Here is a 24,050-nt window from a genome sequence, read left to right on the forward strand (position 1 = left end):
GTGTTCGACAGGTCCTGACGGGCAATCATCACATGCTCATAAAGAGGCATGGACTTCTCCACTTCTATCAAGGCGCATTTCATAGACCGGTCCATCAAGGCCCTGCGGGACGGTCACGAGAGACTGCGCGGCAAAACGGGTTTGCAGGGATGCGCCCGTATACATCGCTGGGGGCGCAACGCAAGAGGGAGTTTGTGCCGTTACGTAACCCAACGCTTTCCTTGGATGGGCCGTATTTTAGTCATTTTTGATGATCAGTGTCTCCGCAACACGCTGGAGGATCACTGCCATGACTGCCACACTCGATACAACGACACACGCTGAACAACAAACGACCGCCGCCGAAGAACAGGGAACCACGCGGATGCGCATGTGGTCCTTGGGCGCTCGCGGGCTCGCAAGCCGGGCACTTGGCGCCGTACTCGTTCTCACCTCGCTTGGATTGTGGATCGAACCGGGTACACAGATGGCCGTCGATCTCGTATTGATGAAGCTGGGCGTGTCGCTCTTTCTTGGATTTGTGGGACTTGCCCTGATGCAGGACAAACCCCGCGCGCAGGACCCTGAAGTTGAAATCGATACAGTGCGCCGCGAGGTTCGCATTGCGCGCACGCGCGGGCGTCGCCCCTCGGTCATTCGCCGCATCGCTATCCGCGATCTCGGCCGCGCCGAGGCGGTTGGTGACGTGATCCGGTTGACCGCTGCGAACGGTGCGCTTTTGGCCGCGATATCGCTGCCGGATGCGGATGCATGGTCCAGCCTCTATGGCGCTTTGCAAGACGCCGGCAAACTCTAAACCCTCATCCCGTGCTCCTCATGCGCATGAGCGATGTTCAGCCATGCGCACGATATGTTGACGGATGTGCAGTTGCCTCTGCGGCAATATGAGACATCTTCTCTACATACATAAACTCTTGTGGAGCACGCCCCATGAAATCCCTTCTTCTTGCCACGGCGCTGGCATCAACCGCGTCTTTTGCATTTGCGGCTGATCGCTACACGCTGGATTCCAGCCACAGCCAGATCCTGTTTTCCTACAACCACCTCGGTTTCTCGACCACTTGGGGCATGTTCTCGGGCTTTGAAGGCGAGATCATGTTCGACCAGGAAAACCCCGACAACTCCAGCGTGACCGTGTCGATGCCGACCAAGTCGATGTTCACAGGTTGGGAACAGCGCGACGGCCACTTCATGTCCGATGATTTCTTTGGGGCGACGGATGAAGACGTCATTTCGTTCACATCGACCGGCATTGAAGTCACCGGTGAAGGCACCGCGCAGATCACGGGTGACCTGACAATGAACGATGTCACCAAGTCTGTTGTCCTGGATGCAACGCTGAACCAGGCAGGCGCCAACCCGCTGAATCAAAAAGACTGGGCCGGTTTTAACGCCACAACCACCTTGCTGCGGTCGGACTTTAACCTGGGTGCTTTCGCACCGGCCGTCAGCGACGAAGTACAAGTACAGATTTCGGTTGAAGCCCAGAAGGCTGAGTAAGACCACCACTCACACACTATTCGAAAGCCGCGCGAGACAATCGCGCGGCTTTTTTCGTGGCTGCTGTCGAAAGGCCGCGCGTGCGCGCGACACGATTTTATTCAGGAGGGCCTTTTCAGACCCTCCTGCGACATGCCTGCGGCTGGGGCGCCTTAAAAACAGGGCAGCACTATGACGCAGTGTTCTACTCCGCCGCGCCACGCTGGGCGGTCAGGTTGACATTCACGGCGACGGCAAAGGCGAGCGAGCTTTCGTCGGCCATGGTGTCTCCGATCCCGAAGCTGCGGCGGTCCAATGTCAGGCCCCCGCTCATTGAGGCGGTGTCGCCATCAACCGACAAGCCAAAGGGCAGGGTGATCGGGACAGATTGACCCTTGATCGTCAGCGTGCCTTGCGCTTCGTACCCGTCCACCACCGTGACGATATCTGCCGTGAACGTGGCTGTCGGGAAGTCGGCAGCGTTGAAGAAATCCGGTCCCATCGCCTGATTGGTGACCGACCCAAGGGTGAGCGAGCCGATCGCCACCGTGACCTCGACCGTGCCGGCCGTGCCGTTCTCAACGGTTTCGTCAAAGTTGATCCCAGCAGTCCAATCTGCAAATTGACCTTCAACCTCGGATCCAAGCTGGGTCACCGTGATGGCCAATGTGCCATCCTGGACCTGCCAGTCGGATTGAACCTCTTCCAGTTCGGCGACTGCCGTCCCATCCCCATGCGGGGCATAGACACCCAAAGCAGCGCCGCCGGACAGGGCAAGTGCCCACAAGGCTATCGCGGCCGTGATTGGTGCCGCATGTTTGTGGTCGGGATCGGTTTGGGGAACGTCAGTCCGCCCGAACCACATACGGCGAAAGGTGGCATCCTTGTCGATGACATGGTGTTTCAACGCGCCCGCGATGTGGAGAAGTAGTGCAACACCCAGCACCTTTGTCAGCACCCAATGCGCGCCGCCCATGGCCGCCGCAACTGCTTCGGATTTGGGGACCAGCGGGAGGGTTTGGCCAAAGGGCCACCAGATCGGGGCAAACCCGCTGGCGGCGGCGTGGTGGATCCATCCGGACAGAGGCACAACGACCAGGCTGCCATAAAGCAGCCAGTGCACGGTTTCCGCGGCGAGGCTTTCCAGTTTGCGATCCGGGTGGAGCAGGCCGGGTTTGGGCTGGTTCAGGGCCCACAGAATGCGCAGCAGCGCCACGAAGAACACGGTGACGCCTAATGTCTTGTGCAGTGAAAACAGCCAGGCCGTGCGCGCCACGAGATCGTCAGCCGGGGCGGACATGGCCTTTAACTCATAGGCCATGTTGTTCGCCACAAGACCAAGTGGGAACAGCGTCAGGATCAGAAGGGCGGTCAGCCAGTGAAAGGTCTTGGACAGGCTGCCGTAGCGGTCGGCGGTATTGGCAAGGGACATGAGGGGTCTCCGGGCATTTGCATGTAGGTCTAACACCTTTGCATCCAATGTTATGCGACGTGCGCGCAGTACAACACGCAATTCCCGCACAGATGCCGTGCACCGATCCCTTGTCTGGCGCGGGCAGGGCCATTACACCCGGTGGAAACGACAACGAGGGGGCAGGCCATGAGCGTGGCATTTGTATTTCCGGGACAGGGTGCACAGACAATCGGAATGGGCAAGGCATTGGCCGATGCCTACCCGGCAGCGCGCGCAGTGTTCGACGAGGTGGACGAGGCGCTGGGCGAAAAGCTCAGCACGCTGATCTGGGAAGGTGAGCAGGACACGCTGACCCTGACCCAGAACGCGCAACCGGCACTGATGGCGACATCTGTGGCGGCCATGCGTGCGCTTCAGGCCGAAGGGATTGGTATCGACAAGGCCAGCTTCGTGGCAGGACACTCGCTTGGTGAGTATTCCGCCCTATGCGCGGCGGGCGCGCTGAGTGTCGCCGACACTGCCCGGCTGATCCGCACGCGCGGGCAGGCCATGCAAGAGGCTGTGCCGGTGGGCGTGGGCGCCATGGCCGCGCTGCTGGGTCTGGATTTTGAAACAGCCACGGCGGTGGCGTCTGAGGCGGCACAGGGCGAAGTATGCCAGGCCGCGAATGACAACGATCCCGGTCAGGTGGTCGTGTCGGGCCATCTGGGGGCTGTTGAACGGGCGGTCGACATCGCAAAGGAAAAAGGTGCCAAGCGCGCCGTGATGCTGCCCGTCTCTGCACCGTTTCATTGCAGCCTGATGGAGCCCGCAGCCCGCGCGATGGCCGATGCGCTTGGTGGTGTCGACATTCATGCACCTGCTGTTCCGGTGATTCCAAATGTGACGGTCACGGCCTGCAGCGCCCCAGATGACCTGCGCGCACATCTGGTGTCGCAGGTGACGGGCTCGGTGCGCTGGCGTGAAACTGTCATGTATATGGGCCAGCAAGGCGTGACCGAGATCTGGGAGATCGGCGCAGGCAAAGCGTTGTCAGGCATGATCCGCCGCATCGACCGCGCCATCGCCACCCGCGCGGTGGGCACACCCGATGATGTGAAGGCAGCCGTTGATGGCTGATCTGGTCACCCTGCCGCCCGAAACCTTGGGTGGCGTGATCGATACGGTGCCGTTTTCCCGCCGGTTCCAACTGATCCCGGATGTGTTCGGACGGATGGATTCGTTGCTGGGGCAGGCTGGCATCTTCTTTGCAGGGCCGCAGACCGCGCTGTACCGGGTTCAGGGTGACGATATGGACATCCGGATCGGTGTGCCGCTGCCCAAACCCCTGCCGGGCTTCCAGATGTTTGATGTGGATGCGGCGCAGGCCCTCCATATTCGCCATCACGGCGCCTTTGACACGCTGCCGCGCGTGTACCAGACCCTGACCGCAGAGGTTGAGAAACGGGGCCTGACGCGAACCGGCTGGGCGCGCGAGGTCTACCGTTTCATGGCCAAGGACGCGTCCCTGAACATTTGCGACGTCTACATGGACGTGGCCCAGACTTAACGAAAGAGGTTCATATGTTTGATCTGACAGGAAAATCCGCGCTGATCACAGGCGCATCGGGCGGCATCGGGGCCGAGATTGCGCGCACGCTGCACGGCGCAGGCGCGACCGTGGGCCTGAGCGGCACACGCACGGACCCGCTTGAAGCCCTGGCAGCCGAGTTGGGTGAACGCGCACATGTCCTGCCGTGTAATCTGAGCGATCCAGAAGCCGTGGATGCCCTGCCCAAACAGGCGATCGAGGCAATGGGGGCAGTCGATATCCTTGTAAACAACGCAGGGATCACGCGGGACAACATCTTTATGCGCATGTCGGACGAGGAATGGCAGTCCGTGATCAACGTAAACCTGACCGCGACCTTCAAACTCTGCAAGGGCGTGATGCGGGGGATGATGAAATCGCGTTGGGGCCGGATTGTGAACATCAGCTCGGTTGTGGGGGCCACTGGCAACCCGGGGCAGGCAAACTATGCCGCGTCCAAGGCCGGTGTTGTGGGCATGTCCAAAAGCCTTGCCTACGAGGTCGCGAGCCGGGGCATCACGGTGAACGCCATTGCGCCGGGCTTTATCGCCACGGCAATGACGGACAAGCTGACCGATGACCAAAAGTCTGGGATCATGGGGCAAATTCCTGCCGGTCGCATGGGCGAAGCGCACGAAATTGCCGCCGCAACGCTGTATCTTGCCAGCCCCGAGGCGGCCTATGTCACGGGTACGACCTTGCACGTCAATGGCGGCATGGCCATGTTGTAGGCGCTAACACGCCGCGTATTGCCATCTTTACGGGATGTGCTATAGGCGGCGCAGATTCCGGCGGCAGGCCATGCAAATGGTCTGTTGCTTCACCGCCCCAAGGGGGCAAGACCAGAGCCCCGCTTGCACGGGGACACCACTTGGGGGCGCCAATATTTGCCCCGGCAAAACGAGGACAGTCATATGAGCGACATCGCCGATCGCATTAAAAAGATCGTTGTAGAGCACCTGGGTGTGGACGAAGAAAAGGTCAGCGAAAACGCGTCCTTCATCGATGATCTGGGCGCAGACAGCCTGGACACCGTGGAACTGGTGATGGCTTTCGAAGAAGAGTTCGGCATCGAGATTCCCGATGACGCGGCCGAAACCATCCAGACCTTCGGCGACGCAGTGGGCTTCATCTCGAAAGCCTCTTAATCATTCCGGGCAACTGCCCGACAAAACGGCGTTCTTTCGTGCGAAAGGGCGCCGTTTTTTTATGCGCGCATGATGCGCTCTTGCTTTGGCGGATTTGCGCGGACAGAGTTGTGCAAAACGACAAAACGTTCGGGCAGGACAATCCATGGGCAGACATGTGCCGACCATCAACACGGCGCGCGTGACTTTGCGCGCAATGCGACCCGGTGAATTCGACCGGTATGCCGAGATTTGGGCCATGCCCGAAGTCGCGCACTACATCGGCGGTGCACCCCGTGACAGGGACACGTCGTGGAAGGCGTTCTTGGGTATCGCTGGACACTGGCAGATTATGGGTTTCGGCAATTGGGGCATCGAAGAGCACGCGACCAAGCGTCTTGTTGGGCAGGTGGGCTTTTTCTATGGCGCCCGCGGTTTGGGCGAGGATTTTGATTCCGTTCCGGAAGCAGGCTGGGTTCTGGCACCAGAGGCGCAAGGCAGGGGCCTGGGGCTTGAAGCCACGCAGGCTGCGCATGAATGGTTTGATCGGGTCGTGACCGGGCCGCTGGTCTGCATGATCGACCTGGAAAACGAAGCGTCCGCCCGTATTGCCGAGAAGTTGGGTTACGAAAATACGCGCATCGCTGACAGTGAAGATGGCCCCATTCAATTGAAACTGCGTAAGTCGCCTCCTCAGATGTGATCCAATTGCGCGCCTTGCGGCGCACGACATTGTTCTTTTTTGCTGTTGCAGGCTTACCTACGCGAAGCGTTTTTCTGGGCAAGGTGCATGTTGGCGCGCGCGACGTCTCCGGCCATGTCCATCTGAAACGTTCCCCCGGAGCGTTTCCAAGATGATCTCGGTCCCCCCCGGCGATTTTCCTTGGCACGGTCCCGCCGATCCGCTTGCCCAGGCACAGCAAAGGTGGCTTTGAAGCGAAAGACCTGCGCCCGGTCGGGACTTGAACAGGGGTGTGCGGGCGCGGTAAGAGGCGATCCAGAAACGAGAGGGGCATGAGCAGATGCGCAGAGTTGTCGTGACAGGTCTTGGACTGGTGACGCCATTGGCGGACGGGGTCGAGGCAAGCTGGAGCCGTATTCTGGATGGACAATCGGGCGCGGGTCCGATCACGCAGTTCGATCCCGAGGGGCTCACCACAACATACGCCTGCGAAGTGCCCCGCGGGGACGGCACGGATGGCACGTTCAACGGCGATGCCTACATGGCACCCAAGGAACAGCGCAAGGTCGACACGTTTATCATGTTCGGTCTGGCTGCGGCCCAGCAAGCGGTCGAGGATGCTGGCTGGATGCCCGAGGATACCGAGAGCCTGGAACGCACTGGCGTTCTGATCGGGTCGGGGATCGGCGGTCTGAACTCCATCGCCAACACTGCCGTGATGATGGAAGAAAAGGGGCCGCGCCGCGTGTCCCCGTTCTTTGTGCCGGGAGCGTTGATCAACCTGATCTCGGGTCAGGTCAGTATCAAGTATGGTTTCAAGGGGCCGAACCATTCGGTTGTGACCGCCTGTTCCACGGGTGCCCACGCCATCGGCGACGCAAGCCGCTTGATTCAGCACGGTGATGCGGATGTGATGATCGCCGGCGGGGCCGAGGCGGCCATCTGCAAGATCGGCATTGCCGGGTTTAACGCTTGCAAGGCGCTGTCGACCAAGCGTGCCGACGATCCGCAATCTGCAAGCCGCCCCTATGACGAGGACCGCGACGGGTTCGTCATGGGCGAGGGCGCGGGCATCGTTGTGCTTGAGGAATATGAACACGCGGTCGCGCGAGGCGCCAAGATTTACGCCGAAGTCCGGGGCTATGGCCTGTCAGGCGACGCCTATCACATCACTGCGCCGTCCGAGGACGGTGAGGGCGGTGAGCGGTCGATGCGGGCTGCGCTGCGTAATGCGGGGCTGGAGCCGTCGGATATCGACTATATCAATGCGCATGGTACTTCGACCATGGCGGATACCATTGAACTGGGCGCGGTTGAGCGATTGCTGGGCAATCATGCAGCCAACGTGACCATGTCATCGACCAAGTCGGCAACCGGTCACTTGCTGGGGGCTGCGGGTGCGATCGAGGCCATCTTCTCGATCCTCGCGATCCGTGACCAGGTTTGTCCGCCGACCATCAACCTGGACAACCCGGCCGTTGAGACACCTGTTGATCTGGCACCCAATGCCAAGCGGGAGCGCAAGGTGGATGTGGCCCTCTCCAACAGCTTTGGCTTTGGCGGCACCAATGCCAGCGTGATCTTTGGAAAGGTCAGCTGATGTGGCGATCCATCGCCTCGAACGCGCTGACATTCCTGATCGTGGCCCTGTTCGTTGTCGGCGGACTGATCCTGTGGGGACGTGGTCAATATGAGGGGGCTGGTCCCCTGACCGAAGCGATCTGCGTTCAGGTGGATCGAGGGTCGAATTTTCGTCGTGTGAGCGCGGACCTCGAAGAACAAGGGGCGGTCACCCACGGCTGGATTTTCCGGACCGGGGCGGACTACGCGGGCAAGACAAGCGAGTTGAAGGCCGGGAGTTTCCTGGTGGAACCGCGCGCGTCCATGGAAGAGATCGTGGATGTTGTGACCCGTGGTGGCGCCAGTACCTGCGGCACCGAAGTGGTCTATCGCATCGGGGTGAACCGGCTGAGTGCACAGGTGCGGGAACTGGACCCTGCAACCAACCGCTTTGTCGAGCGGGCGGAGTTCCAGCCGGGTGAGGAAGACGCACCCGAGATCTATACGGAGGTGCGCGCGGCGCAGGACACGCGGTATCGTGTGGCGCTGGCCGAGGGCGTGACGAGCTGGCAGGTCGTGGATGCCTTGCGCAACATGGATGTGCTGGATGGTGAGGTGGCCGAGATCCCACCCGAAGGCGCGCTGGCCCCTGACAGTTATGAAGTACGTAGTGGTGACAACCGCGCAGATATTCTGGCGCAGATGGCAGAGCAGCAGGAGCTGTGGGTGTCTGCTGCATGGGAGGCCCGTGACGCAGAGTTGCCGCTGGAGAGCCCAGAGGACCTGCTGACCCTCGCTTCGATCATCGAGAAGGAGACAGGTGTGGCAGAGGAACGGCGTCAGGTAGCGTCGGTCTTTGTGAACCGGTTGAACCGTGGCATGCGCCTGCAGACGGACCCGACGGTGATCTATGGCATCACCAACGGGCAGGGTGTGCTTGGTCGCGGTCTGCGCCGGTCTGAGCTGCGCGCTGCGACGCCTTGGAATACCTATGTCATTCAAGGCCTGCCACCGACACCGATTGCCAATCCGGGACGTGAGAGCCTGATGGCTGCTGCACAACCCGATACCACAAACTTCGTGTTCTTTGTGGCGGACGGGACTGGTGGACACGCCTTTGCCGAGACGCTGGATGAGCACAATCGCAATGTCGCGCGGTGGCGTGAGATTGAGGCGGAGCGGGCAAACCAGTCGGATGATGGCTAGGGCGGACGACACGTCCGCCTTACGGGGCGCAAGGGTTCAATCGTAAGGTGGAGGCGTCCTCCGGCAGTTTGTCCCCACGGGGACAAACAAGTGTTGTTGTGGGGGATCAAGGGCTTACGCGTCGCGTTAACCACATCTTAACCAGTGAAGTAAGATTTTGTTAATCATACCGTACGGTTAGCGGGTGTTCCTCAAGTTGAATTCGCTTGACTTTGCGAACGGTCACACGTATAACTTGTGACAAGCTAGAAGAAGTGGGCAAGCGGCCCCGGGGTGACCCGGAGGTCGCTTTTCTATTTCGCTCGTGCGGAGCTATCCCAACGCATGAGAGGTCATATCACATGGCATTGATTACCCCGGAGGCTGAGGGCGACCGCAGCGAGGAGCTTGTCTCGTCGATGCAGGACACCCTGACGACTATGCGAAAGCACTTCAAAGCCTTCACAAGAAAGGCAGAGGCCGGGGAGGATGTGAAGGAAACTGAGGTGAACAGCCAGCTTGTGACTTTGAACAAGCTGATCGTGAACCTGGAAGGTATGGAGAGAAAGCTTGACGAATTTCGACAAGCCCGAACCGGCATCGCCCAGAACGGATATGCCTTCGACCTTGACCTTGCCCGAGCTGAAGTTCGGTGCGCGCTTGGTCGCCTCCGCGCCTGTGGAAGCGCAGGAACAGTTTCTGAGTGAGTTGGGAGAGGGCGCCTTGGGCGCCCTCCCTTTTCTGTTCGAGTTCTGGGCGATGGAGCATCAATTGCCGCCGGAGGGCGATTGGCGGTCCTGGGTGATCATGGGCGGGCGCGGCGCTGGCAAGACGCGCGCCGGGGCTGAGTGGGTCCGGTCCATGGTCGAGGGACCGATGCCGCTGGACAAGGGCAAGGCCAAGCGGGTTGCCCTGGTTGGCGAAACCATTGAGCAGGTCCGCGAGGTCATGATTTTTGGCGAGAGCGGGCTGCTGGTCTGCACGCCGTCTGATCGCCGCCCGAAGTTCCATGCGACGCGGAAGATGCTCGAATGGCCCAACGGGGCTGTCGCGACCATTCACACGGCCCATGACCCCGAGGGCTTGCGGGGACCGCAGTTTGATTGTGCCTGGGTTGACGAACTTGCCAAGTGGAAGCGTGGGCACGAGACCTGGGACATGCTGCAATTTGCGTTGCGGTTGGGCGATGATCCGCGTGTGTGCGTGACGACGACGCCCCGCAACGTGGATGTTTTGAAGGATTTGCTGGCGCAGTCATCGACTGTGGTCACCCATGCGCCGACCGAGGCGAATGCCGCCAATCTTGCAGGGTCGTTCCTGGAGGAAGTGCGTCGTCGCTATGCCGGGACGCGGTTGGGGCGGCAGGAGTTGGAAGGTATCTTGCTGAGCGATGCCGAGGGCGCGTTGTGGACCACGGCGATGCTGGATGCGGTGCGTCGGAAGCGGAAGCCGAAGCTGGATCGTGTGGTTGTCGCACTGGACCCGGCGGTGAGTGCAGGCCGCTCTTCTGACGCGTGCGGGATCGTTGTTGCGGGCGTGTCGATGGACGGGCCGCCGCAGGATTGGCGCGCTCATGTGATTGCGGATTGCACCGTGCAGGGCATGGGGCCCACGCAATGGGCGAAGGCGGCAATAGACGCGATGGACACGTACAACGCCGATCGGTTGGTGGCCGAGGTGAACCAGGGCGGGCAGTTGGTAAGCGAGGTGATCCGGCAGGTGGATCCGCTGGTATCGCTCAAGACCGTTCATGCCTCGAAGGGCAAGGTGGCGCGGGCGGAGCCTGTGGCCGCACTCTATGAGCAGGATCGGGTAACCCATGCCCTTGGCCTGGGCGATCTTGAGGACCAGATGACCCGCATGACCCGCGTTGGATATGAGGGCGAGGGATCGCCTGATCGGGTCGATGCGTTGGTCTGGGCGTTGCACGAGTTGATGATTGAGCCCGGGAATGTGTATCGGCGACCGGGTGTGCGGAGTTTGTGACGTCATTGCCTGTGGCGTCTTCCCCTCCGGGGGCGGTTTACTTGGCGAAATGAAGCAGGGGCGTGGCTCGTGCGATGAGGCGGTTCTTTTTGAGCCGCCTTTTTCTTTGGACGATGGGCCGGTTGGCCCCTTGGGATCAAAAGGAGACCCTTCGTGTTTGATTTCTTTCGGAACCGGGCTGTGGCGGAACAACCAGAGCAGAAGGCAAGCGCGACGGGGAAGGTCGTGGCCTGGCAAACAGGGGGTCGCGTGGCGTGAAGCCCGCGGGATGCGGTGTCTTTGACGCGCGCTGGTTTTTCCGGGAACCCGGTCGGGTTTCGGTCCGTCAAGTTGATTACCGAGGCGGCGGCGCTGCCCCTGGTGTTGCAGGATATGGAGCAGCGGTTTGAGACCCATCCGATCTTGTCGTTGATCAAGCGGCCCAATCCGGGACAGGGGCGGGCTGAGCTGCTGGAGGCGCTCTATGCGCAACTGCTGTTGTCCGGGAATGCTTATGTTGAGGCGGTGGCGGGTGAGAGCGGCGCGCCGTTGGAGTTGCATGTGCTGCGGTCGGATCGAATGTCTGTTGTGCCGGGCGCGGATGGCTGGCCGGTGGCCTATGAGTATGCCGTGGGCGGTGCCAAGCATCGGTTTGATGCCACGGGGTCGGTGAGCCCAATCTGTCATATCAAGAGCTTTCATCCGCAGGATGATCATTACGGCTTCTCGCCGATGCAGGCGGCAGCCATGGCGCTGGATGTTCATACGGCGGCGTCGCGCTGGTCAAAGTCCTTGCTGGACAATGCGGCGCGGCCTTCGGGGGCCATTGTGTATCGTGGGTCGGATGGGCAGTCGCAATTGTCGGGCGATCAGTATGATCGGCTGGTGAGTGAGATCGAGACCAACCATTCAGGCGCGCGCAATGCGGGGCGTCCGATGTTGTTGGAAGGCGGTCTGGATTGGAAGCCAATGGGCTTTTCACCCTCGGACATGGAGTTCCAGAAGACCAAGGAGGCTGCGGCGCGGGAGATCGCGTTGGCCTTCGGGGTACCGCCAATGCTGCTGGGTATTCAGGGTGATGCGACCTATGCCAATTATCAGGAGGCCAACCGGGCATTCTATCGTCTGACCGTGTTGCCATTGGCGAGCCGCGTGGCGGCTGCATTGGCCGAATGGCTTGGGGCGCATACGGGTGAGGATGTGGTGTTGGCCCCGGATCTGGATCAGGTGCCCGCCTTGTCGACCGAGCGGGATGCGCAGTGGGCGCGTGTGGCCGGGGCCGACTTCCTGAGCGTGACCGAAAAGCGCCGCCTTCTGGGCTTGCCTGCCGTGGCCGAGGACGCTGCGGATGGATGACGCGAAGCTTTGGGAAAAGTTTGCATGCGGTCCGGGCCTGAAGCTGGAGGCCCACGAGCGTCTGACCGAAGTGCATTTCGCCAATATTTCCAATCGCCTGGATCGGCTTGAGCAGCTGATGGAGCGGTTGGAGAAGCGGCTGTGGCTGACTGTTTATGGCGTTGTCGCCGTGGTGCTGGCGACCGGATTTCAATCGATCATGGCGGCGATACCCCACTAGTGGGCCGCATTGAGAAGGAGAATGCAGATGCAGGTAGAGACCGGTCTGGAGACGAAATTTGCGCGTTTTGGCGAAGGCGTCGAGGTGCAGGATGGCACGGTTATTGAGGGCTATGCGAGCCTGTTTGACGCCTGTGATCAGGGTGGCGATGTGGTGACGAAGGGGGCCTATGCGGCTGCCCTGAAGGCCATCGCTGCCGAAGGGCGCAACGTGAAGATGCTGTGGCAGCATGACCCGGCCTTTCCCATCGGCGTGTGGGACGAGGTGCGGGAAGATGCCAAGGGGCTGTGGGTGAAAGGGCGCTTGCTGCCCTCGATCGCCAAGGGCCGTGAAGCGGCGGAGCTGATTGGGGCGGGGGCCATTGATGGGTTGTCCATTGGCTACCGCACCGTAAAGGCCACGAAGAATGATAAGGGCCAGCGGCTCTTGACTGAACTGGAGCTTTGGGAAGTGTCCTTGGTGACATTCCCGATGCTGCCCAGCCCAAGGTCGAACGCCGTGACATCGAGGGCGAGAACATGCCTTGGCGGGTTGCTGGTGTATCTCGCCAAGCGGTGGCGGAAGTCCCCCGCGTTGGTGACCGCCCGATCTATGGCGGCACGCCTGCGGATGGGGCCGTGATCCAAGCGATTCAGGCCATGAACGCTTCCGGCAAAAAGGTTATGTTCTACCCCTTCAGCCTCATGGATCAGTTGGATGACAATGAGCTTCCCGACCCTTACGCACTGGATGACACCCAACAGCACTTGCCATGGCGAGGCAGGATTACCCTGTCACGAGCACCGGGCGTGGATGGATCGCCCGACGGCACCGCAACTGCCGAGACAGAGGTTGATGCATTCTTTGGTAATGTAACGGCATCCCACTTCAATACTCACGGAAGTTACAACTACACTGGCCCGCAGGAATGGACGTTGTCGCGGTTTATTTTGCACTACGCTGCATTGTGTCGTCAGGCAGGGGGGTCGACGCCTTCTGTATTGGGTTGGAGATGCGTGGTTTGACGCAAATTCGGGGCTCGGGTAACCAATTCTACGCCGTGCAGAAATTGCGGGATCTGGCGGCTCAGGTGCGCATCATCTTGGGTGCGGACACCAAGATCAGCTACGCTGCCGACTGGACGGAATATTTCGGATATCAGCCGCAGGACGGGAGCGGGGACCGCTATTTTCATCTGGATTCTCTGTGGGCAGATGAGAACATCGACTTCATCGGGATCGACAACTACATGCCGATTTCGGATTGGCGCGATGGCGAAGATCATGCCGACGCAGAGTGGCAGAGCGTCTACAATATCGAATATCTGCGCGCCAACATTGAGGGTGGCGAGGGCTACGACTGGTATTACCGATCGCAGGAAGCCGGCACCGCGCAGATAAGAACCTCAATCACGGATGGTGCGCACGACGAACCGTGGGTTTATCGGTACAAGGACATTCGCAACTGGTGGAGCAATGCGCACCACGAACGTATCGCGGGCGTGCGGTCAACAGCTCCTACACCTTGGGTGCCTGAATCGAAGCCAATCTGGTTCACAGAGCTGGGCTGTGCTGCCATCGACAAGGGCACAAACCAGCCAAACAAGTTTTTGGACCAGAAATCATCGGAAAGCAGCCTGCCGAAGTATTCGAATGGTGCGCGCGACGACCTGATCCAGAAGCAATACCTCAGAGCGATGCATTCGCATTGGCGGGATCCTGCGAACAATCCCATATCAACAGAATATGAAGCTCCCATGGTTGATATGTCTCGGGCTTTTGTCTGGGCTTGGGATGCAAGGCCGTATCCCTTCTTTCCAAATTCACTGCGCATTTGGTCCGATGGAGAGAACTACCCGCGTGGTCACTGGATCAACGGGCGCACATCGGGCCGGTCTTTGGCATCAGTTGTCGGCGAGATCTGCGAACGGTCCGGCTTACAGCACCATGACACATCTGAACTCTTTGGGTATGTACGTGGCTTCGTCGTTGATGATGTCACAGATGCGCGGGGGGCGTTGCAGCCGCTGATGCTACGGTTTGCTTTTGATGCAATCGAGCGTGATGGCGTTCTGAAGTTTATCTCGCGCTCTGGAAAAGGTGCGGTTGAACTACCGCCTGAAACACTTGCCATCCACTCTGATCTCAACGGCCGTTTGGAGCAGTCGCGCGAGTCTGAGGCCGAGTTGGCGGGGCGTGTGCGCGTTCGCTTTGTACAGACCGACGGGAACTTTGACGTGCTATCGGAAGAAGCAATTCTCGCGGACGATACCACGCATTCTGTCTCCACCAGCGAGGTTGCAATGGCGCTGACCCGTCCCGAGGGGCGGCAGGTGGCAGAGCGTTGGTTGACCGAGGCGCGGATCGCTCGCGAAGCCATCAAGCTTGCACTGCCGCCATCACAAATTGGCGTGGGCGCTGGTGACGTGATCGAAGTGACTGCCGATCAATCGGAAGGCGCTGGGCTTTATCGCGTGGATCGGGTGGAACATGGCCAGATGCAGTTGCTGGAAGCTGTGCGGATTGAACCAGAAGTGTATACACCGTCGGAACTGTCCGATGAGCTGGCAGGTGTCCGCGAGTTTGTTCCACCGGTTCCATTGACATCCGTGTTCATGGACTTGCCCTTGCTTACCGGGGATGAGGTGGAGCATGCACCACATCTGGCCGTGACAGGCTCACCTTGGCCGGGTGGCGTCGCGGTGTATCAGTCGCCGTCTGACTCTGACTTTGTGCTCAACACGGTGATTGCGGCCCGGGCAAGTATCGGTTTTCTGAATTCGCCGTTGCCGCGTGCTGTGCCCGGGTTGATGGACCGCGGTGCACCACTTGATGTGAAAATGATCCATGGGACACTGCAGTCGATTCCGGAGGCCGCGTTTCTGAGTGGTGGAAATCTTGTGGCCGTTGGAGACGGGTCGCCGGACAACTGGGAGCTGATTCAGTTCAAGGACGCCGAATTGATTGGGCCGAACCAGTATTTGCTGTCCAACAGGCTGCGCGGCCAAGCTGGAACTGATGCCTATATTCCGACAGAATGGCCAGTCGGCTCTTGGTTTGTGCACATGAACGGTGTTCCGTCTCAGATCAATTTGCTTCGTTCATTGCGCAGGATCTCACAAACCTTCGGAATTGGACCGTCCAGACGCAGCTATGATGACCCCTCATATACGGAAACCATTCACGCTTTTAACGGGAACGGATTGCGGCCTTATGCACCGGTTCATCTGAAGCTTGCCGGTAATGGCACGAGCGTTGATGTCGGGTGGGTTCGTCGCACGAGATTGGATGGTGATGGTTGGGACTTGCCCGAGGTGCCGCTGGCTGAAGAAACAGAGAGCTATACAGTTCGGGTAGGCGCGCTTGGGCAAGTTGTTCGCGAAGTTGTCGTATCAGAGCCATCTTGGACATACACCGGTGCCTTGCGGCAGGCCGATGGGCTTACTGGAGACTTCGAAGTCTCTGTGGCTCAGAACTCTGCCCGATTTGGGCCAGGGCCTTTCAAAACAGCGATCTGGTCTGAATGACTTAGCAGCCCAAACAGAGCCATGCCACCGGTGACATTTGCGTGGCATCAACTGCATTGAAGCCTGGCCATTGACCGAGCCTGCGTGGGCTTGGTCAACTGATCCAGTTTTGAGATGGGACACATCACGGGTTTGCGTTTGGAGAAAAGGCCTTAAGTAGGATAGGGAGAACCCGAAAGGACACTTTATGGCTGACCTACGCACAAACGTCGCTTCGATTGATCCAGTTTGGGACCAAATTACAGAAGAGGCGCGCCAAGCTGTTTCTGACGAACCGTTGATCGGCGGCTTCGTGCACGCCTGCATTCTGCATCACAAATCTGTTGAAAAAGCGCTGTCTTATCGGATCGCGGCCAAGCTGGCATCGAACGAGATGTCCATGGTTGTCGTGCGCGAGATTGTAGAAGAAGCCTACCAGAAGTCACCGGCGCTGGTAGAGGCCGCTCGGGCAGACCTGGTCGCTGTTTATGAACGGGATCCTGCTTGCCACCGGTTGCTTCAGCCCATCCTGTACTTCAAGGGATATCAGGCGATGCAGGCGTATCGCGTGGGCCACTTTCTTTGGCAGGAAGGTCATACCGATCTCGCCTATTTTTTCCAGATGCGTGTGTCCGAGATATTCGGTGTAGACATTCACCCAGCTGCCCGCATCGGCAAGGGAATCATGATCGATCACGCTCATTCCATCGTGATTGGTGAAACCGCTGTGGTGGGTGACAACGTATCCATGTTGCATTCTGTCACGCTGGGCGGAACCGGCAAAGAGGAAGAGGACCGACACCCCAAGATCGGCGATGGCGTTCTTATTGGTGCTGGTGCCAAGGTGCTTGGAAACATTCGGGTCGGCAACTGCAGCCGAATTGCCGCGGGTTCTGTGGTTTTGGAAGAGGTCCCGCCGTGCAAGACAGTTGCTGGCATTCCGGCTCGAATTGTGGGCGAGGCGGGCTGTGATCAACCATCTGTCTCGATGAACCACATGCTAGGCAAGGACCAGTAAACCAAGCATATTCACCGGTGCTATCCTTATTCACTAGGTCGCACCGAACACGAAAAAGCCCCGCCTGGTTGATCCCAGGCGGGGCTTTTTCGTGTTCTGATGCCAATGCGTTTAGGCGAGCATGGCCAAGGGGTTTTCCAGATTGTCCACAATCGCTTGCAGCAATTGGGCCCCCAGCGCGCCATCGATCACGCGGTGGTCGACGGAAAGGGTGACGGACATCACGGTTGCCACCGCCAGTTCCCCATCCTTGCCGACTACGGGCTTTTTGACACCCGCACCGACGGCCAGGATCGCGCCATGGGGCGGGTTGATGACCGCATCGAAATTGTCGATGCCGAACATGCCGAGGTTCGAGATGGCAAAGCTGCCGCCCTGATACTCGTGCGGAGCCAGCTTGCGGTCGCGGGCGCGACCGGCCAGGTCCTTCATCTCTGCAGAAAGTGCTGACAACGATTTCTGATGTGCGTCTTGTAGCACCGGTGTGAAAAGTCCGCCGTCGATGGCTACTGCAACCGCAACATCTGACGGAGTGAGCTTCAGCACTTTGTCGCCTGCCCAAACAGCGTTCGCATCAGGCACTTGTTGCAGCGCCAGTGCGCAGGCTTTGATGATAAAATCGTTCACCGACAATTTCACCCCGCGCTCAGACAGCTGCCCATTTAGGGTGCTGCGGAATTCCAGCAGTGCATCCAGCTTGATATCGCGCCGGAGGTAGAAGTGTGGGACTGTCTGCTTGGCTTCCGTGAGCCGCGCAGCAATGGTTTTACGCATCCCGTCGAGCTTGATCTCTTCGTATTCGCGACCCTCGTACATCTTCGCAATGGCGTCGCTGATGGGGCCTGCCGGGGCCGTCGCAGCCGGTGTGGCTGCTGCTGTCGGTGGTGCAGCTTGCACTGGAGCAGCCTCCGCCTGTTCGACGTCCGCCTTGACGATCCGACCATGCGGCCCGGACCCTTTGATCGCACTCAGGTCGAGCCCTTTCTGTGCCGCAATGCGTCGCGCAAGCGGGGACGCAAAGATACGGGTTCCGTCGTTACTCTTCGGCGCAGACGGAGCAGGTGCCGCGGCTACCGCAGCTGCAGGTTCGCTGGCAGGAGCTTCAATGGGAGCTGGCTCGGCAGGTGTCGGTGCGGTGCTTGCGCTGCCAATATCATCTGCGCTCTCACCGTCTTCCAGCAATACGGCGATGGGAGTGTTGACCTTCACACCTTCGCTGCCTTCAGCCACGAGAATCTTGCCGACAACACCTTCGTCGACGGCTTCAAATTCCATGGTCGCTTTGTCGGTCTCGATCTCGGCCAGCAGGTCGCCGGATGATACGGTGTCCCCTTCCTTTACCAGCCATTTCGCAAGTGTGCCTTCCTCCATGGTCGGAGACAGCGCGGGCATGAGAATTTCTGTCGGCATGTCTGCGGCTCCTTAGCGGTAGGTGACTTGCTTGACGGCTTCGATCACCTCGGCAGTGGTGATCAGCGCGTGCTTTTCAAGGTTGGCGGCATAGGGCATCGGCACGTCCTTGCCCGTGCAGTTGATAACCGGCGCATCAAGATAGTCGAACGCCTGCTGCATGATGACAGAGCTGATGTAGTTGCCGACAGAGCCTTGGGGCCAGCCCTCTTCCACGGTCACGCAGCGATTTGTCTTCATCACCGAATTGATGATCTTGCCGGTGTCCATCGGGCGCAGGGTGCGCAAGTCGATGACCTCCGCGCTTATTCCTTCCTCGGCCAGCTTGTCGGCGGCTTCCAGAGCGTATTGCATGCCGATGCCGAAGGACACGATGGTCACATCATCACCCTCGCGCCAAATGCGGGCCTTGCCGAAGGGCACAGTGAAATCGTCCATATCCGGCACATCGAACGTGCGACCGTAGAGGATTTCGTTTTCCAGGAAGATCACCGGATTGTTGTCGCGGATTGCTGTCTTCATCAGACCTTTGGCGTCCGAGGCCGAATAGGGCATGACGACCTTCAAACCGGGCACCTGCATGTACCACGCTGCATAATCCTGAGAGTGCTGAGCACCCACGCGGGCTGCGGCTCCGTTGGGACCACGGAACACCATGGGGGCTCCCATCTGGCCGCCGGACATATACAGCGTCTTGGCGGCTGAGTTGATGATCTGGTCAATCGCCTGCATGGCGAAGTTGAAGGTCATGAACTCGACGATTGGTCGCAACCCGCCGAACGCAGCACCAACGCCGATCCCGGCAAAGCCGTGTTCAGTGATCGGCGTGTCGATCACACGCTTCGCACCGAATTCGTCCAGCAATCCTTGGGATACCTTATAGGCACCCTGGTACTCGGCCACTTCCTCGCCCATCAGGAACACGGTGTCATCAGACCGCATTTCTTCTGCCATTGCATCGCGCAAGGCTTCACGGACGGTCTGTTCCTTCATGGCAGTGCCTTCGGGCCAGTCGGGCGTCAGGTCAACCTGCGGTGCGGCAGGCGCCGCAGCGGCAGCAGGCGCAGGGGCTTCAGCCGCGGGGGCGGCTTCGGCTGCCGGGGCAGGGGCGGCAGATACGTCGCCGACCTCTTCACCTTCTTCGACCAGAATGGCGATGGGGGTGTTCACTTTCACGCCCTCGGTGCCTTCTGCGATCAGGATCTTGCCTACGATCCCCTCATCGACCGCTTCGAACTCCATCGTCGCCTTGTCGGTCTCGATCTCGGCCATGATGTCACCGGACGACACCGTATCGCCCTCTTTCACCAACCATTTTGCAAGCGTGCCTTCCTCCATCGTGGGGGACAGGGCGGGCATGAGAATTTCGGTTGCCATAAGTCTCGTCTCCCCTCAGGCGTAAATATCTGTCCAAAGCTCGTCGAGCGCGGGCTCGGGGCTTTCCTTCGCAAACTCGGCCGAGGCGTTCACGATTTCCTTGATTTCCTTGTCGATGGCCTTCAGGTCATCCTCGGTCGCATGCTTGCCGGTCAGCAACATGGACCGCACCGCCTCGATCGGATCACGCTCGTCGCGCATCTTCTGCACTTCCTCGCGGGTGCGGTACTTGGCCGGGTCAGACATCGAGTGGCCGCGATAGCGATATGTCTTGATCTCAAGGATATACGGCCCCTTGCCCGCGCGGCAGTGCGCCACGGCCTTCTGACCAGCCGCCTTGACCGCCAGCACATCCATGCCGTCCACTTCCTCGCCGGGAATGCCGTAAGCTGCCCCACGCTCCCAATAGCTGGGCGATTTGGTCGACCGCTTGGTCGAGGTGCCCATGGCGTACTGGTTGTTCTCGATGACGAAGACGACCGGCAGGTCCCACAGTTCGGCCATGTTATAGGCCTCATAGACCTGGCCCTGGTTCGCTGCCCCATCTCCGAAATAGGTAAAGGTGACGCGCCCGTTTTCCTTGTACTTGTCAGCAAAGGCGAGGCCCGCACCAAGTGGCACCTGCGCGGCAACGATCCCATGACCGCCATAGAAGTGCTTCTCTTTCGAGAACATGTGCATGGAGCCGCCCTTGCCCTTGGAGTAGCCGCCCTCGCGACCCGTCAACTCGGCCATCACACCGTTGGGGTCCATGCCACAGGCCAGCATATGGCCGTGATCGCGATAGGACGTGATACGCTTGTCGCCTTCTTCGGCCGCAGCCTCCAGCCCCACCACCACGGCTTCCTGCCCGATGTAGAGGTGGCAAAACCCACCAATCAGACCCATGCCATAAAGCTGACCGGCTTTTTCTTCGAAGCGGCGGATCAACAACATGTCGCGGTAGTAGCCCTGCAGCTCCTCCGCTGACACATTCGGTTTCGTTTGGGCTTTGCGCGCGGCCATAGTTGTGACCTCCCTGACAAGGAATAGTTTAGCGTTAAACTATCCCCTACAGGATTCGCGCACGTGACGCGAGTGCCAATCTGCCGCAAGGGCAACTTGTGTTGAAAATAGCGGTTTTCCCGGGCTCAGCGGATGACGATTTCGTCGCTGCGCAACATGCCCAAGATGCTGCGGGCCTGTTCGTCCAGCAGGTCAAGGTCCAGATAATCATCCGACAGACGCTTGGTAAGGTTTTCCATCTCGGCCACTTGGGTCTGGACTTCAGCCAATTGACGCGACAGGTCCCGCGCTTCTGCTTCAATCTCGGCACGGCGGAAAAGGCCAAAGTCCCCCTGCACGGCGGCAAAGGTGAAATAGATCGCCAAGGCGAACGTAATCGAGAAGAAGATAAATGTGCCCACGGCGGGGCGCGCTGTACGGGTCATGTGAAACTACTGCCTTTGATCCCACCTCTCTGGGCGGTTTCAAACACTATGCCACAGGTGATTCGCGCTGTGAATCCCTTTTGTTTAAAAGGTTTAGTGTTTTCCCATCAATTGGGCGGCAATCCGCGTTGTCAGCCCGCGCGGGGATATGCGCGGAAGAAAGGCTAAGACCTTGTTCATTGCACCCGGCACTACGATCCGTTTGCCGATCCGGGCCTGCAACCATCCGGCCTCGGCCACGTCATTGGCTTTCATGGGTTTTCCCATTTCCAGCAGGCGGACGCCTTTCATATCTGCATCCTCGAAGAAGTTCGTGGCAGTTGCCCCGGGGCAGAGCGCGGTCACGGTCACTGTGGACCCCCGCAATTCTTCAGCCACCGCTTCGGACAGGGAAAGAACGTAAGCCTTGGTGGCGTGATACACCGCCATATGCGGACCGGGGCTAAATCCGGCCACAGAGGCCACGTTCAGGATACGCCCCTTGGGCAAACCCTGCATGTGCGGGATTGCCAGCTTCATCAACCGCGTCAACGCCAGCATGTTCACGTTGATCGAGGCCAGCTCGCGCTCCCACCCCTGACCGGCGTCGAACGGGCCGTTGTAGCCAAGGCCTGCATTGTTCACGAGCACATCGATCTCACGCCCCTCGGTCGCCTCGGACCAGAGCCGGTCCGCTTCCGCCATGTCCGAAAGGTCGGCGGGGATGACGACGGCCTCAACCCCGTGGTTGCGTGCCTCTTCGGCGACGGCATCCAGCTTCTCCTTTGAGCGTGCGGCCAGGATCACGTCCCGGCCTTCCTTGGCCGCAATGCGCGCGAATTCCACGCCCAATCCTTCGGATGCGCCGGTGATCAGTGTCCAGGCCATGTGGTGCCCCCCATTCAATGCAGATCGATGGGGCATCATATGGGCCAAGGCGCGTCTGCGCCAACCGGAAGGCTCTGACTATTGAGTGAGCGCTGCGACCCCGGGCAACTCCTTGCCCTCCATCCATTCAAGGAATGCGCCGCCGGCGGTCGAGATATAGGTGAAGTCATCGGCAACACCGGCCTGATTCAGCGCGGCCACCGTGTCCCCACCGCCCGCAACGGTCACGAGCTTTCCTGCCTTGGTCAGAGTGGCCGCCGCCTTGGCTGCCGCCATCGTTGCCGTGTCGAACGGTGCGATTTCAAAGGCACCAAGGGGGCCGTTCCAGATCAGGGTTTCCAAATCGTCAAAGCACCGTGCGATGGTCTCTGCTGCTGAATCGCCTGCATCCAGTACCATCTGGTCATGCGCAAGCTTAGTGTCTTGCCCAAGGGCAATCACCTCATGGTCAGCACCGGCCTTGAACTCACGCGCGACACGTCCGTCCATTGGCAAGATCACGGTGCAGCCTGCATCCTTGGCCGCTGCCATGATGTCCCGCGCCGTATCGTGCAGATCGGCCTCTTGCAGTGACGCCCCCAGGTCTGCGCCCTGGGCCGCAATGAACGTGTTCGCCATGCCGCCGCCGATGATCAGCACGTCGATCTTCTTCACGAGGTTCTGGAGCAGGTCCAGCTTGGTCGACACCTTGGCCCCGCCGACAACCGCTCCGACGGGACGCTTCGGGTTGGACAAGGCCGCCTCCAACGCCTCCAGTTCCGCCTGCATCAATCGGCCCGCGCAGTTCGGCAGAAGGTGGGCCACGCCGGTGGTCGAGGCATGTGCCCGGTGCGCCGCTGAAAACGCGTCATTGCAATAGATGTCGCCAAGAGTGGCAAGGAATTGCGCCATCTGCGGGTCGTTGGCTTCTTCCATGGGAGTGAAGCGCGTGTTCTCGACAAGGATCACCGCATTGGCGGGCTGCGCATCAATCCAGTCCCGGCTGGGACGTTCGACAAATGTGACTGGGCAGCCAAATGCCTCTTCAAGGGCAGGGACGAGCGGTTGCAGCGACATGTCCGGGTTGGGCTGACCCTTGGGGCGTCCAAAATGGGCCAGCAGCACTGGGCTGCCGCCCTTGGCGCGGATGTCGGTGATGGTTGGGACGATCCGCTCGATGCGGGTGGCATCGGTGACGCGGCCGTCTTCCATGGGCACGTTGATGTCCACGCGGGTCAACACGCGCTTGCCCGAAAGGTCCATATCATCCAGCGATTTCCAGCCCATGTCGCGCACTCCTTTGCCTCTGCGTTGGCCCTTGCATCGCGGCAAATGCACCTCGGGTCAACCGGGTGACTTGTCCCTGCGTGCCCACCGGCTTAGGTAGGTGCCCAAACAAAATGGAAAGAGGCACACATGGCCGAGATCAAAGACCCAGAAAACACGATCCTGATGGAACTCAAGGGCGGCACTGTCACCATCCAGCTGCTGCCCGACGTGGCCCCCAAGCACGTGGAGCGGATGAAAGAACTAGCGCGGGCCGGTGAGTATGACAACGTCGCTTTCCACCGCGTGATCGACGGCTTCATGGCGCAGACGGGTGACGTGCAGCACGGCGACATGGAAGACGGGTTCAACATCCGCATGGCAGGCACCGGCGGGTCGGACAAGCCGGACGTTCCGGCGGAGTTTTCCAAGATCCCACACGCCCGCGGTTCGCTGGGTGCTGCGCGTTCGGCCAATCCCGACAGCGCCAACAGCCAGTTCTTCATCAACTTCAAGGACAACGATTTCCTCAACGGTCAGTACACCGTGTACGGCCAGGTGACCTCGGGCATGGAACACGTGGATGCCATCACGCGCGGCGAGCCACCTGCCGAGCCTGACCGGATGATCAGCGTGAAGGTGGCCGCCGATGTGGCGTAAC

21 protein-coding genes and 3 pseudogenes are annotated in these 24,050 nt (G+C 59.9%); 17 read left to right on the forward strand and 7 right to left on the reverse strand.

Annotated elements, in window-relative coordinates; all coding sequences use genetic code 11:
- The first annotated feature begins 289 nt into the window (after positions 1-289).
- Together AC6RA8_RS12150 and AC6RA8_RS12155 are read left to right on the forward strand one after the other, a co-directional pair.
- On the forward strand, positions 290-796 hold the full coding sequence (locus AC6RA8_RS12150) for a hypothetical protein (RefSeq protein ID WP_500353016.1): 507 nt from the start codon (positions 290-292) through the stop codon (positions 794-796).
- Positions 797-930: 134 nt separating this feature from the next.
- On the forward strand, positions 931-1,500 hold the full coding sequence (locus AC6RA8_RS12155; RefSeq protein ID WP_500353017.1) for a YceI family protein: 570 nt from the start codon (positions 931-933) through the stop codon (positions 1,498-1,500).
- 184 nt (positions 1,501-1,684) lie between these two features.
- Here the strand turns inward: AC6RA8_RS12155 and AC6RA8_RS12160 are convergent, their stop codons facing one another.
- Positions 1,685-2,911, reverse strand: a complete 1,227-nt coding sequence (locus AC6RA8_RS12160; protein WP_500353018.1) for a cytochrome b/b6 domain-containing protein — start codon at positions 2,909-2,911, stop codon at positions 1,685-1,687.
- Between the two features lie 168 nt (positions 2,912-3,079).
- Between AC6RA8_RS12160 and fabD the strand changes: the two genes are divergently transcribed.
- From fabD to cysE, 14 genes and pseudogenes are all read left to right on the forward strand, one after another.
- Positions 3,080-4,012 carry an ACP S-malonyltransferase gene (fabD, locus tag AC6RA8_RS12165; protein WP_500353019.1) on the forward strand — a complete coding sequence of 311 codons (933 nt, stop codon included), beginning with the start codon at positions 3,080-3,082 and terminating at the stop codon, positions 4,010-4,012.
- Positions 4,005-4,442 carry a GyrI-like domain-containing protein gene (locus AC6RA8_RS12170; protein ID WP_500353020.1) on the forward strand — a complete coding sequence of 146 codons (438 nt, stop codon included), beginning with the start codon at positions 4,005-4,007 and terminating at the stop codon, positions 4,440-4,442. Before fabD ends, AC6RA8_RS12170 begins: the two co-directional genes overlap by 8 nt.
- A 14-nt stretch (positions 4,443-4,456) precedes the next feature.
- Positions 4,457-5,194, forward strand: a complete 738-nt coding sequence (gene fabG / locus AC6RA8_RS12175; protein ID WP_500353021.1) for a 3-oxoacyl-[acyl-carrier-protein] reductase — start codon at positions 4,457-4,459, stop codon at positions 5,192-5,194.
- Positions 5,195-5,377: 183 nt separating this feature from the next.
- Positions 5,378-5,611: an acyl carrier protein gene (locus AC6RA8_RS12180; RefSeq protein ID WP_500353022.1), complete on the forward strand. Its 234-nt coding sequence runs from the start codon at positions 5,378-5,380 to the stop codon at positions 5,609-5,611.
- 145 nt (positions 5,612-5,756) lie between these two features.
- A complete protein-coding gene (locus AC6RA8_RS12185; RefSeq protein ID WP_500353023.1) occupies positions 5,757-6,293 on the forward strand; it encodes a GNAT family N-acetyltransferase in 537 nt (178 codons plus the stop codon).
- A 319-nt stretch (positions 6,294-6,612) separates the two neighbouring features.
- A complete protein-coding gene (fabF, locus tag AC6RA8_RS12190) occupies positions 6,613-7,872 on the forward strand; it encodes a beta-ketoacyl-ACP synthase II (RefSeq protein WP_500353024.1) in 1,260 nt (419 codons plus the stop codon).
- Positions 7,872-9,038 (forward strand): endolytic transglycosylase MltG, encoded by a 1,167-nt coding sequence (gene mltG / locus AC6RA8_RS12195; protein ID WP_500353025.1) that lies wholly within the window; start codon positions 7,872-7,874, stop codon positions 9,036-9,038. Before fabF ends, mltG begins: the two co-directional genes overlap by 1 nt.
- 341 nt (positions 9,039-9,379) lie before the next feature.
- Positions 9,380-9,724 carry a hypothetical protein gene (locus tag AC6RA8_RS12200; protein WP_500353026.1) on the forward strand — a complete coding sequence of 115 codons (345 nt, stop codon included), beginning with the start codon at positions 9,380-9,382 and terminating at the stop codon, positions 9,722-9,724.
- Positions 9,633-11,003 (forward strand): DNA-packaging protein, encoded by a 1,371-nt coding sequence (locus AC6RA8_RS12205; RefSeq protein WP_500353027.1) that lies wholly within the window; start codon positions 9,633-9,635, stop codon positions 11,001-11,003. The genes AC6RA8_RS12200 and AC6RA8_RS12205 overlap by 92 nt, the downstream gene beginning before the upstream one ends.
- Positions 11,004-11,156: 153 nt before the next feature.
- Positions 11,157-12,338: pseudogene (locus AC6RA8_RS12210) on the forward strand (phage portal protein).
- The gene (locus AC6RA8_RS12215) at positions 12,331-12,558 is read left to right on the forward strand and encodes a GTA head formation protein, RCAP_rcc01685 family (protein ID WP_299748379.1); all 228 of its coding nucleotides are present in this window, start codon (positions 12,331-12,333) and stop codon (positions 12,556-12,558) included. The pseudogene AC6RA8_RS12210 and the gene AC6RA8_RS12215 overlap by 8 nt, the downstream one beginning before the upstream one ends.
- 27 nt (positions 12,559-12,585) lie before the next feature.
- Positions 12,586-13,047 (forward strand): annotated as a pseudogene (locus tag AC6RA8_RS12220) (HK97 family phage prohead protease); the annotation flags it as partial.
- Positions 13,038-16,063, forward strand: a pseudogene (locus tag AC6RA8_RS12225) (baseplate multidomain protein megatron); the annotation flags it as partial. The pseudogenes AC6RA8_RS12220 and AC6RA8_RS12225, both read left to right, overlap by 10 nt.
- Before the next feature lie 187 nt (positions 16,064-16,250).
- Positions 16,251-17,060, forward strand: a complete 810-nt coding sequence (cysE, locus tag AC6RA8_RS12230) for a serine O-acetyltransferase (protein WP_500353028.1) — start codon at positions 16,251-16,253, stop codon at positions 17,058-17,060.
- A gap of 111 nt (positions 17,061-17,171) precedes the next feature.
- Here cysE and AC6RA8_RS12235 read toward each other — a convergent pair whose 3' ends face one another.
- From AC6RA8_RS12235 to AC6RA8_RS12260, 6 genes are all read right to left on the reverse strand, one after another.
- Positions 17,172-18,470 (reverse strand): pyruvate dehydrogenase complex dihydrolipoamide acetyltransferase, encoded by a 1,299-nt coding sequence (locus tag AC6RA8_RS12235; RefSeq protein ID WP_500353029.1) that lies wholly within the window; start codon positions 18,468-18,470, stop codon positions 17,172-17,174.
- 12 nt (positions 18,471-18,482) lie between these two features.
- Entirely contained in the window at positions 18,483-19,847 is a 1,365-nt protein-coding gene (locus AC6RA8_RS12240; RefSeq protein WP_500353030.1) for a pyruvate dehydrogenase complex E1 component subunit beta, read from the reverse strand.
- Positions 19,848-19,862: 15 nt separating this feature from the next.
- On the reverse strand, positions 19,863-20,852 hold the full coding sequence (gene pdhA / locus AC6RA8_RS12245) for a pyruvate dehydrogenase (acetyl-transferring) E1 component subunit alpha (protein WP_299206593.1): 990 nt from the start codon (positions 20,850-20,852) through the stop codon (positions 19,863-19,865).
- Positions 20,853-20,977: 125 nt separating this feature from the next.
- A complete protein-coding gene (locus AC6RA8_RS12250; protein WP_500353031.1) occupies positions 20,978-21,277 on the reverse strand; it encodes an FtsB family cell division protein in 300 nt (99 codons plus the stop codon).
- Positions 21,278-21,370: 93 nt separating this feature from the next.
- Entirely contained in the window at positions 21,371-22,144 is a 774-nt protein-coding gene (locus tag AC6RA8_RS12255; protein WP_500353032.1) for an SDR family NAD(P)-dependent oxidoreductase, read from the reverse strand.
- Between the two features lie 78 nt (positions 22,145-22,222).
- A complete protein-coding gene (locus AC6RA8_RS12260; RefSeq protein ID WP_500353033.1) occupies positions 22,223-23,410 on the reverse strand; it encodes a phosphoglycerate kinase in 1,188 nt (395 codons plus the stop codon).
- Positions 23,411-23,539: 129 nt separating this feature from the next.
- Here AC6RA8_RS12260 and AC6RA8_RS12265 point away from each other — a divergent pair, with 129 nt between their 5' ends.
- A complete protein-coding gene (locus AC6RA8_RS12265; RefSeq protein WP_500353034.1) occupies positions 23,540-24,049 on the forward strand; it encodes a peptidylprolyl isomerase in 510 nt (169 codons plus the stop codon).
- The last annotated feature ends 1 nt before the right edge of the window (position 24,050 follow it).

Source organism: Tateyamaria sp. (assembly GCF_059783535.1).

Excerpts from the sequence above, each read along its gene's own strand:
- AC6RA8_RS12150 (WP_500353016.1), top strand. The coding sequence starts at position 290 with ATGACTGCCACACTCGATACAACGACACACGCTGAACAACAAACGACC.
- AC6RA8_RS12155 (WP_500353017.1), top strand. The coding sequence starts at position 931 with ATGAAATCCCTTCTTCTTGCCACGGCGCTGGCATCAACCGCGTCTTTT.
- AC6RA8_RS12160 (WP_500353018.1), bottom strand. The coding sequence starts at position 2,911 with ATGTCCCTTGCCAATACCGCCGACCGCTACGGCAGCCTGTCCAAGACC.
- fabD (WP_500353019.1), top strand. The coding sequence starts at position 3,080 with ATGAGCGTGGCATTTGTATTTCCGGGACAGGGTGCACAGACAATCGGA.
- AC6RA8_RS12170 (WP_500353020.1), top strand. The coding sequence starts at position 4,005 with ATGGCTGATCTGGTCACCCTGCCGCCCGAAACCTTGGGTGGCGTGATC.
- fabG (WP_500353021.1), top strand. The coding sequence starts at position 4,457 with ATGTTTGATCTGACAGGAAAATCCGCGCTGATCACAGGCGCATCGGGC.
- AC6RA8_RS12180 (WP_500353022.1), top strand. The coding sequence starts at position 5,378 with ATGAGCGACATCGCCGATCGCATTAAAAAGATCGTTGTAGAGCACCTG.
- AC6RA8_RS12185 (WP_500353023.1), top strand. The coding sequence starts at position 5,757 with ATGGGCAGACATGTGCCGACCATCAACACGGCGCGCGTGACTTTGCGC.
- fabF (WP_500353024.1), top strand. The coding sequence starts at position 6,613 with ATGCGCAGAGTTGTCGTGACAGGTCTTGGACTGGTGACGCCATTGGCG.
- mltG (WP_500353025.1), top strand. The coding sequence starts at position 7,872 with ATGTGGCGATCCATCGCCTCGAACGCGCTGACATTCCTGATCGTGGCC.
- AC6RA8_RS12200 (WP_500353026.1), top strand. The coding sequence starts at position 9,380 with ATGGCATTGATTACCCCGGAGGCTGAGGGCGACCGCAGCGAGGAGCTT.
- AC6RA8_RS12205 (WP_500353027.1), top strand. The coding sequence starts at position 9,633 with ATGCCTTCGACCTTGACCTTGCCCGAGCTGAAGTTCGGTGCGCGCTTG.
- AC6RA8_RS12215 (WP_299748379.1), top strand. The coding sequence starts at position 12,331 with ATGGATGACGCGAAGCTTTGGGAAAAGTTTGCATGCGGTCCGGGCCTG.
- cysE (WP_500353028.1), top strand. The coding sequence starts at position 16,251 with ATGGCTGACCTACGCACAAACGTCGCTTCGATTGATCCAGTTTGGGAC.
- AC6RA8_RS12235 (WP_500353029.1), bottom strand. The coding sequence starts at position 18,470 with ATGCCGACAGAAATTCTCATGCCCGCGCTGTCTCCGACCATGGAGGAA.
- AC6RA8_RS12240 (WP_500353030.1), bottom strand. The coding sequence starts at position 19,847 with ATGGCAACCGAAATTCTCATGCCCGCCCTGTCCCCCACGATGGAGGAA.
- pdhA (WP_299206593.1), bottom strand. The coding sequence starts at position 20,852 with ATGGCCGCGCGCAAAGCCCAAACGAAACCGAATGTGTCAGCGGAGGAG.
- AC6RA8_RS12250 (WP_500353031.1), bottom strand. The coding sequence starts at position 21,277 with ATGACCCGTACAGCGCGCCCCGCCGTGGGCACATTTATCTTCTTCTCG.
- AC6RA8_RS12255 (WP_500353032.1), bottom strand. The coding sequence starts at position 22,144 with ATGGCCTGGACACTGATCACCGGCGCATCCGAAGGATTGGGCGTGGAA.
- AC6RA8_RS12260 (WP_500353033.1), bottom strand. The coding sequence starts at position 23,410 with ATGGGCTGGAAATCGCTGGATGATATGGACCTTTCGGGCAAGCGCGTG.
- AC6RA8_RS12265 (WP_500353034.1), top strand. The coding sequence starts at position 23,540 with ATGGCCGAGATCAAAGACCCAGAAAACACGATCCTGATGGAACTCAAG.